Source organism: Allobosea sp. BH3 (assembly GCF_025499465.1).
Classification (GTDB): domain Bacteria; phylum Pseudomonadota; class Alphaproteobacteria; order Rhizobiales; family Beijerinckiaceae; genus Allobosea.
Genome location: NZ_JAIMCA010000006.1, coordinates 220,471 through 234,869, shown reverse-complemented (window position 1 = coordinate 234,869; position 14,399 = coordinate 220,471). Strand labels below are relative to the sequence as shown.

Sequence of the window (14,399 nt, the reverse complement as noted above, 5' to 3'; positions counted from 1 at the left end):
GGTGCCCGTGACGGGGCTCGGTAGCGAGCCCCGTAGCCGTCGAAGCGCCCGGCGCATCTCGTACCACGCCTTTCGGGGCGGGCGGCCTTGGCCGTTCGCCGCGGAGGACCGATTGGCCCCACCAAGCGCGGTAGACAGATGGATCTCGTTCTTCAGCTTCTCTTCACCGGGATCGGTATCGGCTCGGTCTATGCGCTGGTCGCGCTGGGCTTCGTCCTGATCTTCCGGGCCACGAATGTCGTGAACTTCGCGCAGGGCGAGTTCTCGATGGTGGCCGCCTTCCTGATGGTGGTGTTCTCCCTCAAGATCGGCCTGCCTTATTGGGTCGCTTTCGTTCTTGCCCTGGTCTGCATGGCGGGGCTCGGCGCGGTCTTCAATCTGGCGGTCTATTACCCTTTGCGCCACCGCACCTATCTGCCGGTGATCATCTCGACGATCGGGGCCTCGATCCTGATGGCCAATACAACGTTGGCGATCCACGGACCGGAGCCGGAGGTGCTGTCCGGCTGGTTCGATACACCCGGTTTCATGCTCGGGCCGGTCTACCTCGACAATCAGTACGTGCTCATCATCGTGGTCACCGCGCTGCTGGTCGCGCTGCAATACTGGTTCTTCGAGCACACCTTGCTCGGAAAGAAGCTGCAGGCGACATCGCAGGACAAGGAGATGGCCTCGCTGCTCGGTATCCCGGTCGCGGTCATGATCATGATCACCTTCATATATTCGGCGGTGATCGGCGGCATCGCCGGCATCCTCGTCGCGCCGGTGCTGTTCGTCTCAATCGGCATGGGCGCGACCATCGCGCTGAAGGCCTTTGCCGCCACCATCATCGGCGGTTTCGGCGACGTGACCGGCGCCATCATCGGCGGACTTGCGCTGGGCGTGATCGAGACCTTCGGGGCCGCTTACATCTCGGTCCCCTACAAGGACGGCTTCGCCTTCCTGGTCCTGATCGCCTTCCTGATCTTCCGGCCGCAGGGCATCTTCGGCGAGCGCGTGGCGGAAAAAGCATGAGCACGACCGAAACCACCGCCACCACTGGCGATATCCGGCCGCGCCTGCGCTGGGGAGTCCTGGCCTTCGTTCTGCTGGTCCTGGCCGCGATGGCGCTCGCCATCGTCGTGCCCAAGACCGGGTATGTGCTGAACATCTCGCTGCAGGCGACGACCTACGCCACCGCGGTGCTCGGCCTGACGATCGTGCTGGGGCTCTGCGGCCAGATCAATCTGGCGCAGGCGGCCTTCTTCGGGCTCGGCGCCTATGCGGTGGGCATCGGCCAGACCGAATACGGCCTGAATTTCTGGGTCTGCCTGCTGATCGGCACCAGCATGGCAGCGGGCTTCGGCGCGCTGCTCGGCGCCTCGACGCTGCGGCTGGGCGGGCATTACCTCGCCATGGTGACGATCTCCTTCCAGCAGATCGTCACGCTCGTGCTGATCAACTGGATCCCGGTCACCAAGGGCCCGGACGGCGTGCGCGCCATTCCGCGCCCGGGGTTCCTCGCCGACGGCTCGACCTATCTCGCCTTCTGCATCGCGATGCTCGCCGGTCTCGGCTACCTCGTCTGGCGCCTGCGTGACACCAAGCTCGGTCGCGCCATGCGGGCGGTGCGCGACAACGAACTCGCCGCCGGCGTAGCCGGCATCGACGTCTACCGGACCAAAGTCACCGCCTTCGCGCTGTCCGCCATCCTCGGGGGCATCGGCGGCGGCCTCTTCGCGGGCGGCTTCGCCTATGTCAGTCCGGACCAGTTCTCCTTCGCGGAATCCGTGGTGTTCCTGACCATGGTGCTGCTCGGTGGTGTCGCCTCGCCGATCGGCGCCGTCATCGGCACAGGCCTGCTGATCTTGATTCCGGAATGGCTGCGCTTCCTGAAGAGCATCCCCGGCCTCTACCTCGCCATCTACGGCGCGGCGGTGATCCTGATCGTGCTGTTCATGCCGGACGGCATCTGGGGCTATCTGCGCAGCCAGCTCGACCGCTTCAAGCGCGCCGTGCTGCCGAGCCGCTCCGGCGCAGCCTTGCAAATGTCGGGCGGCGGCGAAGGCGCTGAGACCGTCATGGAGGTTCGGGGCCTCTCGAAGCATTTCGGTGGCCTGAAGGCGGTCGACGAGGTCGATCTCACGATCAAGCGTGGCGGTGTGCATGCGCTGATCGGCCCGAACGGCTCCGGAAAGACCACGACGCTGAACGTCCTCTCCGGCCTCTATCGGGCCACGGCCGGCACCGTCGAACTCAACGGGCAGGACATAACCGACCTGCCGCCGCATGCGCGCACCAAGGCCGGCCTCGGCCGTACCTTCCAGAACATCCGACTCTGGCGCTCGATGACGGCGCTTGAGAATGTCATGGTCGGCGCCGAGCGCCCCGGAAGCGCGGTCGGCAACGATCCCGCCGCGCTGCTGGCGCGGGCGAGGGCGGCGCTTGCCTTCGTCGATCTGGAGGAGCGGGCCGACGAGGTCGTTGCTAATTTCTCCTACGGCCACCAGCGGGCGGTCGAAATCGCCCGGGCGCTCGCGGCCGATCCGGTTCTTCTCCTGCTCGACGAGCCGGGTGCGGGCCTCAACTCCTCGGAGAAGGTCGAATTGCGCAACCTGCTCAAGCGCATCTCGGCGCGCGGCCTCACCATCCTGATCATCGACCACGACATGACCCTGGTCAGCGAGGTCGCGCAGCACATCACCGTGCTGAACTTCGGCCGTCGCATCGCCGACGGCTATTCCGCCGACGTGCTGAAGCACCCCGATGTGATCGCGGCTTATCTCGGAACGGCTCCCGATGTCCCTGCTTGAACTGAAATCCGTCGTTGTCCGCTATGGCGAGGTCGAAGCCGTCGACGGCATCTCGCTCGTCGTCGAGGCCGGCGAGGTCGTTACCCTGCTCGGCTCGAACGGAGCCGGCAAATCGACCACGCTGCGCGCCATCTCCGGCCTCGCGAAGCCGGCCTCGGGTGACATCCTCTTCGAGGGCCAGTCGATCGTCGGCTTGAGGCCCGAGGAGATCGTGCGCCGGGGCATCGCCCATGTCCCGGAAGGCCGACGCGTCTTTCCGGGCTTGAGCGTCCGCGAGAACATCATGCTCGGCGCCTCGAACAGAGCCGGCATGAAGGCCGCCGCGATCAAGCGCGAGGCTGACGAGATGTTCGATCTCTTCCCCGATATCCGCCGCTTCGCCAATGCGCTCGGCTGGACGCTCTCGGGCGGCCAGCAGCAGATGGTGGCGGTGGCACGGGGGCTGATGGCGAAGCCGCGCATTCTGCTGCTCGACGAGCCTTCGCTTGGCCTCGCACCGGTCATCGTCCAGGCGGTCTTCGCAATCATCGCCGAGATTCGCCGGCGCGGGACGACGGTGTTGCTGGTCGAGCAGAACGCCAGAATGGGCCTGTCCGTTGCCGATCGCGGCTATGTGCTGGAGACCGGCAAGCTCGTGCTCTCCGGCGCGCCGGATCAACTCTGGTCGAACGAGGAGATCCGCGCTGCCTATCTCGGCGGACGCACCGCCGCAGCATAGCAGTCGGAGCGTCGACGGAACTCCGGTCTGTCCACGCAGAGCGACACCTGACGCAATCGGCGAAGGGCAAGCCGGTGCGTCCGCGTGATTTCGGCTCTGGGTCGCCGCCCTGTGCTGCTCAGCCCTAGTAAATGTCCGCTTCTGAGCAAGGCACCAGCTTCTGCTCTTGGCGCATTGCACGAGAGCAGGCTGCAGGCTTCAAACTCGCGAGATGTGAAGCTTGTGTGGTGCTTCACGCTGCTGAAATTACGATCAGCGCGCCAGTGCCTCCGGCAGCCACAGCACGATCTGCGGATAGATCGTGAGCAGCAGCGTGAACAGCACCATGATGACGAGATAAGGGAAGGTCACCTTGGCGATATAGCCGAGCCCGTCTCCCGTCAGACCCTGGATAACGAAGAGGTTGAAGCCGACCGGCGGCGTAATCTGCGCCATCTCGACGACCAGCACCATGAAGACGCCAAACCAGACGGGGTCGAAACCGGCCTGCTTCACGATCGGCAGCACGATCGGCAGCGTCATCACGATCATCGAGAAGCCGTCGAGGAAGCAGCCGAGCACAATATAGAACGCGATCAGCACTACGATCAGCATCAGCGGCGTCAGTTCGAGCGATTTCACGAAGGCCGCGATCGCCTGGGGAATTCCGAGAAAGGCCGCGGCATTGCCGAGGATCGAGGCGCCGAGAACGATCAGCGCGATCATCGCGCAGGTGATCACGGACCCGATGAGGATGCCCTTGACCGCCTCGAAATTGAGCGAGCCCTGGATGGCCGTGACAATGGCCGCGCCGAGCACGCCTACGGCGGCGGCTTCGGACGGGGTGGCAATGCCGCCATACATCGAGCCCAGCACGCAGAAGATCAGGAAGAGCGCGGGAGCGAGGTCGCGCAGCGCGGCGAAGCGCTCGGTCCAGCTCAGGTTCTTGAGGTCGTTCTCGGTGGCCGGCACGAGGTCGCGGCGGATCGCGGTGTGGATCATCACCCAGGCCATGAAGCTTCCTGCCAGAAGGAAGCCGGGGATGAATCCGGCGGTGAACAGCTTCAGGATCGAGACGTCGCCCAGCACGCCGTAGATGATCATGATGTTGGAGGGCGGGATTAGGAAGCCGAGCGTCCCGGCCCCCGCCAGCGAACCGATGGCGATGTCCTTGGAGTAGCCGCGCTTCAGAAGCTCCATCAGCGCAATGCGCCCGACGACCTGCGTCGTCGCCGCCGAGGAGCCCGAGATCGCGGCGAAGATCGTGCAGCCGAAGATGTTGACGTGCAGCAGCCGCCCCGGCAGCAGCCCGGCCCAGGGTGCCAGCCCCTGGAACAGGGCCTTCGACAGATGGGTACGGAACAGGAGTTCCCCCATCAGGATGAAGAGCGGCAACGCCAGCAGCTCCTGCGTCGTCAGGATGTTCCATGTGTATTGCGGCAGCAGCCGGTCGAGCGGGATGTCGCGGAAGAGGAAGAGCAGCGTCGTGCCGGTCAGGGCAAGCGTCAGGCCGATCCAGAGCCCGCATGCCAGCAGGCTGAACAGGATCGCGAACATCACGATGACTTCGATGGACATGGGCGTGTTCCCGACCGGCGTGGCCGGCCTCGCAGAAGGCTGAAAAATGAGGGCGAAGGGCCGGCGTTCAGTCCGCCGGCGCCGCTGCCTTCATGCGGTGGTCTTCGAGCGGCAGGCCGAGCACGGCCTGGATCGTTCGGGAGAGGAACTGGAGTGCCAGCAGCAGCATGCCGAAGGTGACGACGGCCTGCGGTATCCAGAGTTGCGTATCGCTGGAGATCGAGGTCTGGCCCCGGCTGAACGCCCCCCAGGTGAAGCGCACCATGGCGTAGGTCAGGAAGCACATGAAGGCGAAGCCCAGCAGGCTGCTCACGATCTCCAGCGCTCTCCTCGGCGCCGGCGCGGTGTTGTTGATGAGCAGCGTCACACGGATATGGCCGCCCGCCCGCAACGTCATCGCCGCCCCGAAGGTGAAGGAGGCGGCCATCAGATAGGAGGAATACTCCCAGGCCACGGGAATCGAGGCCGGGAAGAAGGGCAGGAAATTCGAGAAGAAGCGCGTCCCGATTTCGCAGAGCATCAGCAGCGTGAGTGCCAGCAGGCAGCCGCCGCCGATCCAGCCGTCGAGCCGACCGAGCCGGTCGATGCCGTCGAGCAGGAGCCGCAGCGGCGCGGGCGCCGCTGCGTTGGGCGAGGAAGCAGGCGCCATCTTCAGCGCTTCATCTCTGCGAGATAGGCCCGCACAGGCTTTTCCGCCGCCGGAACGCGCTTGAGGAAGGCTTCCAGCATCGGGGCAGTCTTGGCACGCAGCTCGGTCATCATGGCGTCTGGAACGGGCACGACCTCCATGCCGCCCTCCTTGAGGCGGTTCAGGCTATCGGTGTCTGCCTTGAGCGAAGCGGCCCAGAACTCCGGTTCGAGCTTGGCGGCGAGCTCTTCCATCGCCTTGCGCTCTTCGGGCTTGAGCTTGTTCCAGCTATCGAGGTTGATCGTCACGATCTGCGACGACCAGACGTGGTTGGTCGGTAGCAGGGTCTTGAGGAACTCCCAGAACTTGCCGTCGACGCCCGAGACCGACGAGGTCGAGACACCGGAGACCACGCCGGAAGCCAATGCCGGAATCGTCTCGCCCCAGGGGATCAGCACGGCCGACATGCCGACGGCGTTGAGCATGTCGGCAGCGTTCTTGTCCGGCACGCGGATCTTGATGTTCTTGAGGCCGTCGACCGAGGTGACCTTGGTCTTGAGCTGGAGATACTGCGTCGGCCAGGGCACGACGAAGAGGATCTTCTGGTTGTTGCGCGCGGCGATCTTGTCGTATTCGGGCCGCACATGCTTGTGCAGGACCTTGAGTTCCTCAGGCGATCCGACGAGGAAGGGCACGCTTTCGATACCGAGCAGGGGCTCGTCGCCGACCTGCTGGATGTTCAGCACATCGGCCATAGGCACGATGCCGTCGCGCACCGCCCTCAAATGCTCCGGCCCCTTGAAACCGAGCTGGCCGCCAGCCTTTACGATGATGTCGACGCTGCCATTGGTGGCCTTCTTGACCTCGGCGGCATAGCGCATCGCGTTCTGCGTGTGGAAATTGGCCTCCGGCCAGACGGTCGAGAGATCAAGCTTGGTCTGCGCGGCGGCGGGCTGGGCGAGAAGCCCGAGTGCGCCGAAGGCAAGGAGGAACGCGCGCCGCGCGATGCGATGGTCAGCCATGTCGAAAGCCTCTGCGGTATCCCGTTGGTTCCTCCCGGGACGATGCAAGAGTGCGGCCAAGCTGAGCCTGGACCGGGTTCGAATTGGACCGCCGATCTGCGTGCGCGTCATGCCCGTCCGCATGGCGAGCATCCGCGTCTCGGGCGTCGTGCCGCCGGAAGGGAGACGGAGACGCGGATCGCCGGGGCCGAAAGCCGGCCCCGACGGGCCAGCTACAGCAGCCGCCTTCAGCCTACGACTAGTTCGTCCTCGACATCGCGCGCGATCAGCGTCGTGTCTCGTTCCGCCGGGTCGCCGATGCCGGCCCCGCCTGGTGTCAACACGACGAGGCGATCGCCTGGAGGAATCTCCTGGAAGCCTTTGCCTTTGAGCTTCCTGCCGGATTTCAATCCGACATAACCGGCTGCGCCATCCTTGCCACCGTCGCGGCCGCGGGGAGGGTGGTCGATACGGTCGAAGGCTGCGAGAATCTCGAAGGGGGCAGCGACACCGCTCTCGATCTCGATGATCTGGCCATGGCCGCCGCGCGTGCGCCCCTCGCCGCCGCTGCCTGGGCGCAGCTCTTTCTTCCAGAAGATCAGAGGCGTCTGCGTCTCGGCGATCTCGACGGGCGTGCCCTTGACGCCGCTAGGATAGGCGGTCGCCGAGAGCCCGTCCTTGTCGAAGCGCGCGCCGGTCCCGCCATTGCTGGTGACAGCCATGGCGAAACCGTAATTGCCCTGTGCGCCGGCATGTGTGCGCCCACGGACATTGAGGTTCCACAGACAGGAAGTGCCTTCCGCCGGCACCCGCTCCGGAATGATCTGCCTCAGGCAGCCGAACACGACGTCAGGCAGCATCTGGCCGATGATATGGCGGGATGAGACAGCGGCCGGCTTCGGCGCATTCAGGATCGAGCCTGGCGGTGCCGAGACAGTCAACGGCGCCAGCGAGCCTGCATTGTTTGGAATCTGTGCGGCCACCACGCATCCGAGCCCAAAGACCGTATAGGCGGTGGTGTAGGAGTGCGGCACGTTGATGCCGCGCGCGGCCTGAGGCGACGTCCCGGTGTAGTCGACGTGGATGCCGTCCGCGGAAATGGTCAGAGTCGCGGATAGCGTCACCGGCGCCTCGTAGCCGTCGACCACCATCTCGTTCTTCCAGGTGCCCTTGGGTAGCTTGGCGATTTCGGCCAGAACCGCTTCGCGCGAGCGCTCGCAGATATGATCTGCGAGCTCGTCGAGCGTTTCGATGCCGAATTCCTCCATCATCTCGACCAGCCGTTTGGCGCCCATGTCGTTGCAAGCGGCGAGCGAATAGGTGTCGCCTTCCGTATCGACCGGCTGGCGGGTGTTGGCACGGATGATCGCCATCACGCTCTCATTCACCTGGCCTGCATCGATCAGCTTCAGCATCGGCAGGTAGAGGCCTTCCATGAACACGTCGGTCGCGTCCGGCCCGAAGCCGATGCCGCCGATATCCATCAGGTGGCTGGTGCAGGAGAACAGCGCGACGGGTTTGCCGTCCTTGAAGGCAGGCGTGGTCACGACGAAGTCGTTGAGGTGGCCGGTGCCCATCCAGGGGTCGTTGGTGATGTAAGCGTCGCCCTCCTTCATCGTCTCGACCGGGAAGTGCCGCAGGAAGTGCTTCACCGATTCCGCCATCGAGTTGACGTGGCCCGGCGTGCCGGTGACGCCCTGCGCCAGCATCCGCCCCGAGAGGTCGAAGACGCCGGCGGAGATGTCGCCGCATTCGCGCACGATCGGCGAGAACGCCGTGCGCATCAGGATCTGGCCCTGCTCCTCGACCACCGCGATCAGGCGGTTCCACATGATCTGGAGGTCGATCAGGCTGCTTTTGGTGCTGCTCATGGCCATTCCCCTCACGCTGCCTTGCGATCCATGACGATGCAGCCGACGGCGTCGATATGCGCGTCGAAGCTGTTGGAGACGAAGGTCGAGGTCTCGTCCTCGGCTATGATCGCCGGGCCGGCGATCCTGGCTCCAGGCGCCATCGCTTCGCGCCGGTAGAGCGGAACGGCGATGCTCACGCCGGCCTTGCCGTCGAAACAAGCGCGGCTGCCCGTTGCCTCCGGAGCCGGCGCAGCGGCCGCTGGAGCAACCGGCTCGGGCCGAGCGGGCTGCGTCGTCGCGAGCACGGACCAACTCAGCACCTCGATCGCCGCGCCGGGGATCGGCCGGGAGAACAGGGCAGCGTAGTCGGCCTCGAAGGCGGCGCGTAGAGCCGGCACATCGGCTTCACCGAGCGCGCCCTCGGGCAGGGTGACGCTGATCTCGTGGCCTTGCCCGACATAGCGCATGAAGGCGATGCGGCGGGCGAAGACCGGCTCTCCCCGGGCGCCGGGCTCGACCAGCATGCGGGCCTCTGCCTCCATCTCGGCGAGCAACGCGGTGACCGCGGCACTGTCGAAGGCATCGAGACGGGCATGTCGGCTGCGTACGAGCTCGTAGGACACCGGTGCCGCCAGGAAGCCGACAGCCGAGCCGACACCCGCATTGGGCGGTACGATAACGCGGCTGACGCCGATCTTCTCGGCGACGCGCGCGGCATGGAGCGGGGCGGCCCCCCCGAAAGCGATCAGCGTATGTTCCGCGACCACGGCACCACGTTCCACGGCGTGAACGCGGGCGGCACTCGCCATGTTCTCGCAGACCATTTCATGCACTGCGTAAGCTGCAGTCTCCGCGTCGAGCCCCAGCGGCTCGCCGATATCCGCCCTCAACGCTTCGCGCGACAGCTCGGGCTTCAAGCCGATGGTTCCCCCCGCGAAGGCATCGGGATCGATCATCCCGAGCACCACATCGGCGTCGGTGACGGCTGGATGCGTGCCCCCGCGACCGTAGCAGGCCGGCCCTGGCTCGGATGCTGCGCTTTCTGGGCCGACCGTGACGCGCTTCAAGGCGTCTACCCTGGCGATCGAGCCGCCACCCGCGCCGATCTCGACCATCTCGATGACCGGAATGCGGACCGGCAAGCCGGAGCCCTTGAGGAAACGTGCGGCCCGGTCGACCTCGAAAATGCGGGAGGAATGTGGCTCGAACTTCTCGATCAGACAGACCTTTGCCGTCGTCCCCCCCATATCGAAGGAGAGCACCTTGCTTTCGCCGAGTTGCGCCGCGGTGAGCGCCGCGAAGATGGCTCCACCAGCCGGGCCGGACTCGACGAGGCGGACCGGGAAGCGCTGCGCCGTCTCGATCGAGGTCAGCCCGCCGCCGGAGGTGACGAGGTAGATCACGCCACGGAACTGCTCCGACTGCAGGCGCTCCGCCATCCGCGCGAGATAGCCTGCCATGAGCGGCTGCACATAGGCGTTGGCGATGGCTGTCGAGGTCCGCTCGTATTCGCGGACTTCGGGGCAGACCTCGCTCGACAGCGTAACGCTCACCTCCGGCATTGCCGCTTTCAGCAACTCCGCCGTTCGCCGCTCATGGGCAGGATTGGCATAGGAATGCAGGAACGCGATCGCCACGCTCTCAACGCCGGCTGCCCGCAACTTCGGCACCAGCGCAGCGACAGCCGCCTCGTCGAGAGGCAGACGGACCGCGCCATGGACGTCGACACGTTCGGGTACGGTGAAACGCAACGCGCGGCCGACCAGCGGCCTCGGCTTCTCGATGGACAGATCGTATTGATCGTAGCGGCTTTCGGTGCCGATCTCGACGACATCGCGGAAGCCGTCCGTCGCCACGAGAGCTGTCCTGGCGCCGCGGCGCTCGATGATGGCGTTGGTCGCGAGCGTCGTTCCGTGCACGAAGACGTCAATATCCGACATGTGCAGCTTCGTGTCGGCAAGGATCAGCCTGACGCCGCCGAGCACACCTTCCTCTGGCCGCGAAGGCGTGGTCAGGACCTTGCGAGTGATCCGCCGGCCGCCAGTCTCGAGGACCACATCGGTGAAGGTGCCGCCGATATCGACCGCCAGCCTGACATGCTTCTGCACCATCGTTCACACTACTCCCAGGCCGTGGCGACCTTGCGCCCGCTTCGATCCCTGCCCCCATGCAAGAACGACCTCATTCCGTCATGCAATCGAAGCTCGCCGAGCTACGGTTCTGGGCATGACCAGCGCCTATGCCAACTCGGGCAAGGGGGCGAAGGAAACGATCGTCTACAACATCGACGTCAAGATCGGCGGCTTGATCAAGCACGCGCTGCCGAATGACGGGTTGTAGGTATTATCGGCAAACAAACCCGCGCTCGAGTTAGACGCTCGCCACGAAACGATCTCAATGCGCTTTGGCGGCATGCGAACGAGCGTCCGCTCTCAGGCAGCATCCCAAGGTCCGCAACTGGCGCGTCTCGATCACCTTACTCTTCAGCCTTCCGGTGAGAAGCTAGGGCTGCCATAGGGGTAATAGTCCTTCACCGAGAGGTTCTCGTAGGGCAGCGCATCGAGATGAACGGTGCCCATGAAGGGCTCGGGCGGTTCGGCGAGGATGATGGTCGGCGTGAAGCCGTTATCGTCGAAGCCGCGGCGGAAATGCACGCGCGACTTGATCGCGATCACATCGAAATCATCCGGCGCGAGACCGAGCTGCCAGAGCTCCGATGGCTCGATGATTTGGACGAGATAGGCGCTGAGCACCAGCAGGTTGCCCTTGCTGAACTCGACGCAGATCCAGTCCGTGCCTTGGCCGCGCGCGGTCGTCGCCGGCCCGACGGAGCGCAGCGTGCCGGAAATGCGGATCGGCGCTCCCGCCGATTCATCGAAAAGGCCACCGATCTCCGCATCGAACGGGTCCCCCGGCTTCGCGCCGGCTTCGGTCACGGCACGGATCGCCTCGGGCGAGGCGACCGTCGCGATCAGCGTGCGTTCGAGCTTCTGCGCGACGATCTCCCGAAGCAGCCAGGTCGCGTAGCCCGAGCGGTCGCTGTAGTCGGCAAGCAGGACCGGCCCTTTGCCCTCGGCAACGGCTTCGCGGGCCAGCGCGACCGCCTCCTTGGCCTTGTGGATTTTGACCGAGTCCAGCAAAGCCTCGCGCCGACGCCACGTCCATTCCGCCATGTCGCGGATGACACGCTCGGCGAGATCGGGGTCGTCATTGGTCAGCACCTGCAGCGACATGCCGGCATCGGGCACGTCGGACCAGGGAAAGCCGAAGAAGACGTTGACGAAGACATCGGGCTCTCGCGCCTCCCAGATCAGCGCGCGCTGGATCAGATCGGACCAGGGCGAGGCGCCGGTCCACATCACCACTGTCGGCGCGATGATCGGGATGCGCAGGGTGCGGTGCACCGGCTTGAAGCTGCCGCGAATGGCGCGGACCAGCATGCGCGCCGCGCGCTCGCCTTGCAGATGCATGTCGTAGTGCGGGAAATACTTCACGCAGAACGCCATGTCGGCCTGTTCGAGGAAGGCTTCGTCCTCGTTGCCATGCGGGTCGAAGGTCGCGGTGATGAAGGCCTTGTCGCCGACCACCTCTCGGACGCGCCTGGCGATATCGGCCTCCGGTCGAGGCACGCCGCGCACGGCGAGCGCACCGTGGAGCGCGAGATAGACGCCGTCGAATTGCGACTGTGCCTTCAGCTCCGCGATCATGATGCCCATGAAATGCTCGTAGGCGTCTTCGGTTACCCAGCCCGAGCCCGTTCCGGTGCGTGGCCAGAGCGGGGAAGTAATGCCGATGAGCTCGACGTCCGTGAATTCGCGGGCGACCTGCACGAAGCCGCCCATATAGCCCTTCGGGTCGGTGGCGAGCAGGTCCTCGCCGGAGGCCGGGGAGCCCGGATAGATGAAGTCCTCCCGCGTCGTGTCGTTGGGGAGGAATGTCACCGTCTCATGCGCGAACTGGAGAACGGCGATCCGAAGCTTGGACTGCGTCACAGCGGCCTGACGTCGTAGAATTGAGCGAAACCGGTCCGCATGCCGCTGATCCCGCGATAGGCTGTCTTTTCATAGTAGGCGCCGAGCGGGATATAGGGCACGTCGATGAAAAACTGCTTCTGGATCTCGGCGCAGATGGCTTTCTGGGCCACGAGATCCTTGGCGGCGAACCAGTCGAGCCTGAGCTCCTCGAGGCGCGGGGATTTCGGCCAGCCGAACCAGGCCTGGTCGCCATTACCGCGAATGCCGAGCTGGCTCGCAGGATCGAAATTATTGGTGCCATTCAGGTAGGTAAAGAAGATGCTCCAGCCGCCCTTGTCGACCGGCTGGCGGCTGGCGCGGCGCTGGACGACCGTGCCCCAGTCGGTCGAGACCAACTCGACATTCACGCCCGATTTCTGGAGAGCGTCGGCCGCCACCGCGGCGAGCGCATGGGTCGAGGGATAATCGGTCGGGTCGAGCAGCACGACGCGCTCGCCCTTGTAGCCCGCCGCTTCCAGGGCGCGCTTGACGGCAGCGAAATCGCGCTTGCCGACCAGCACCTCAGTCCCGGCCGTCGTTGCCATCGGTGTGTCCGGGCTGAAGACACCGACATGGTCCTTCCAGAGCGAACGCTCGTCGCCGGCGACCGCCGTCATGCACTCGCTCTGGTCGATGGCGCCGAGCAGCGCCCGTCGGATCGCCGGATTGTCGAAGGGTGGGTGCAGCGCGTTGAAGCGCAGGCAGCCGATGCCGCCAGCCGGGTCGAGCCCCTCCAGCTTGAGGCCTGATCGGCCCTTGAGGGTGCCTTGCAGGTCGGGCGTCGGGTTCTGCCACCAGTCGACCTCACCATTGGCGAGCGCATTGGCTGCCGTCTGCGGATCGGGAATGATGCGCCATTCGATGCGGTCGAAATGAACCTGCTTCGGGCCTGCGGTGAAGGTCGCGGAGCCATCCGCGCGCGGAACATAGTCGGCAAAGCGCTCATAGACGGTCAGCGCGCCCGGCACGCGTTCGTCGACCCTGAATCGGAACGGCCCGCTGCCGATCATCTCGGTGACCTGCTTGTTCGGGTCGGTGACCGCGAAGCGCTCCGGCATGATGCAGGGCATCGAGGTGCCGGTCTTGCCGAGCGCCGCCGGCAGCAGTGGGAAGGGGCGCTTCAGCCGGAACTTCACGACGCGGTCGGATTCGACCGAGAGCTCGTCCGTTGCATCCATCAAGGCGCGGCCGAAGGCATCGCGAGCGGCGAAGCGACGAATGCTCGGCACTACGTCCTGCGCCCGCACCGGCTCGCCGTCATGGAAGCGCAGACCTTCGCGCAGCGTCAGCCGCCAGAGCTTGCCGTCGTCCTCGATCGTATGGCCGGCGACCATCTGGGGTTCGAACCCGTAGGCGGCGTTCTGGCCGTAGAGTGTGTCGAAGACGAGGTAGCCATGGTTGCGCGTCACCGTCGCCGTGGTCCAGACCGGGTCGACGATCGCGACGTCCGATTCAGGAATGAACTTCAGCAATTTGGCCCGTTGCGCGACGGCCGGTTTGGCCATTGCAGAAACCGCGGCACCCGCAGCGACACCCAGAAACGTCCGACGCTTCATGCCCTGAACCCTCTGCTGAGGAGATGGAAAAGCTGCTCGGGGCAGCGTCACTGCAATTCCAATGCCGCGATCCTAGGATGTCGCAAACGGCCGATGCAAGCGGACCGGCACCACATCGGGCGCAATAGCGACCCTTCACGGACGCGAAGCGACTCGCGCCGGAAGCCGATGTCTGACACGGCCGAACTGAGCGTCTGCTTCACGGCGGCGGCCCAATGTCTGGAAGTGGCGCCTCAACGCTACGGACAACCTAGAGCTTTGCGGCGCGGCACTGCATTGGA

11 protein-coding genes are annotated in these 14,399 nt (G+C 65.3%); 4 read left to right on the top strand and 7 right to left on the bottom strand.

From position 1 onward, the window contains the following. Positions 1-138 precede the first annotated feature (138 nt). Genes BoBH3_RS20795 through BoBH3_RS20785 form a run of 3 tightly spaced genes read left to right on the top strand, consistent with a single transcriptional unit; the run spans position 139 to position 3,510 of the window. Positions 139-1,014, top strand: coding sequence for a branched-chain amino acid ABC transporter permease (locus BoBH3_RS20795; RefSeq protein WP_262332770.1), 876 nt, complete (start codon positions 139-141; stop codon positions 1,012-1,014). Further along, complete coding sequence (locus BoBH3_RS20790) at positions 1,011-2,792, top strand: branched-chain amino acid ABC transporter ATP-binding protein/permease (RefSeq protein ID WP_262332769.1); 1,782 nt, start codon at positions 1,011-1,013, stop codon at positions 2,790-2,792. The genes BoBH3_RS20795 and BoBH3_RS20790 overlap by 4 nt, the downstream gene beginning before the upstream one ends. Next, positions 2,779-3,510, top strand: coding sequence for an ABC transporter ATP-binding protein (locus BoBH3_RS20785; RefSeq protein WP_262332768.1), 732 nt, complete (start codon positions 2,779-2,781; stop codon positions 3,508-3,510). The genes BoBH3_RS20790 and BoBH3_RS20785 overlap by 14 nt, the downstream gene beginning before the upstream one ends. 252 nt (positions 3,511-3,762) lie before the next feature. Here BoBH3_RS20785 and BoBH3_RS20780 read toward each other — a convergent pair whose 3' ends face one another. From BoBH3_RS20780 to BoBH3_RS20760, 5 genes are all read right to left on the bottom strand, one after another. Continuing rightward, positions 3,763-5,067 carry a TRAP transporter large permease gene (locus BoBH3_RS20780; RefSeq protein ID WP_262332767.1) on the bottom strand — a complete coding sequence of 435 codons (1,305 nt, stop codon included), beginning with the start codon at positions 5,065-5,067 and terminating at the stop codon, positions 3,763-3,765. A gap of 67 nt (positions 5,068-5,134) precedes the next feature. Continuing rightward, positions 5,135-5,716, bottom strand: a complete 582-nt coding sequence (locus BoBH3_RS20775; RefSeq protein WP_262332766.1) for a TRAP transporter small permease subunit — start codon at positions 5,714-5,716, stop codon at positions 5,135-5,137. 2 nt (positions 5,717-5,718) lie between these two features. Next, positions 5,719-6,717 (bottom strand): TRAP transporter substrate-binding protein, encoded by a 999-nt coding sequence (locus BoBH3_RS20770; RefSeq protein WP_262332765.1) that lies wholly within the window; start codon positions 6,715-6,717, stop codon positions 5,719-5,721. Between the two features lie 227 nt (positions 6,718-6,944). Continuing rightward, complete coding sequence (locus tag BoBH3_RS20765) at positions 6,945-8,567, bottom strand: hydantoinase B/oxoprolinase family protein (protein ID WP_262332764.1); 1,623 nt, start codon at positions 8,565-8,567, stop codon at positions 6,945-6,947. Between the two features lie 11 nt (positions 8,568-8,578). Beyond that, positions 8,579-10,660, bottom strand: coding sequence for a hydantoinase/oxoprolinase family protein (locus tag BoBH3_RS20760; protein ID WP_262332763.1), 2,082 nt, complete (start codon positions 10,658-10,660; stop codon positions 8,579-8,581). Positions 10,661-10,775: 115 nt separating this feature from the next. Between BoBH3_RS20760 and BoBH3_RS20755 the strand changes: the two genes are divergently transcribed. After that, a complete protein-coding gene (locus tag BoBH3_RS20755; protein WP_262332762.1) occupies positions 10,776-10,889 on the top strand; it encodes a DUF4394 domain-containing protein in 114 nt (37 codons plus the stop codon). A gap of 143 nt (positions 10,890-11,032) precedes the next feature. Here the strand turns inward: BoBH3_RS20755 and BoBH3_RS20750 are convergent, their stop codons facing one another. After that, positions 11,033-12,541 carry a M81 family metallopeptidase gene (locus BoBH3_RS20750; protein WP_262332761.1) on the bottom strand — a complete coding sequence of 503 codons (1,509 nt, stop codon included), beginning with the start codon at positions 12,539-12,541 and terminating at the stop codon, positions 11,033-11,035. Further along, positions 12,538-14,118, bottom strand: a complete 1,581-nt coding sequence (locus BoBH3_RS20745) for an ABC transporter substrate-binding protein (protein ID WP_262332760.1) — start codon at positions 14,116-14,118, stop codon at positions 12,538-12,540. The genes BoBH3_RS20750 and BoBH3_RS20745 overlap by 4 nt, the downstream gene beginning before the upstream one ends. Between the last annotated feature and the right edge of the window lie 281 nt (positions 14,119-14,399).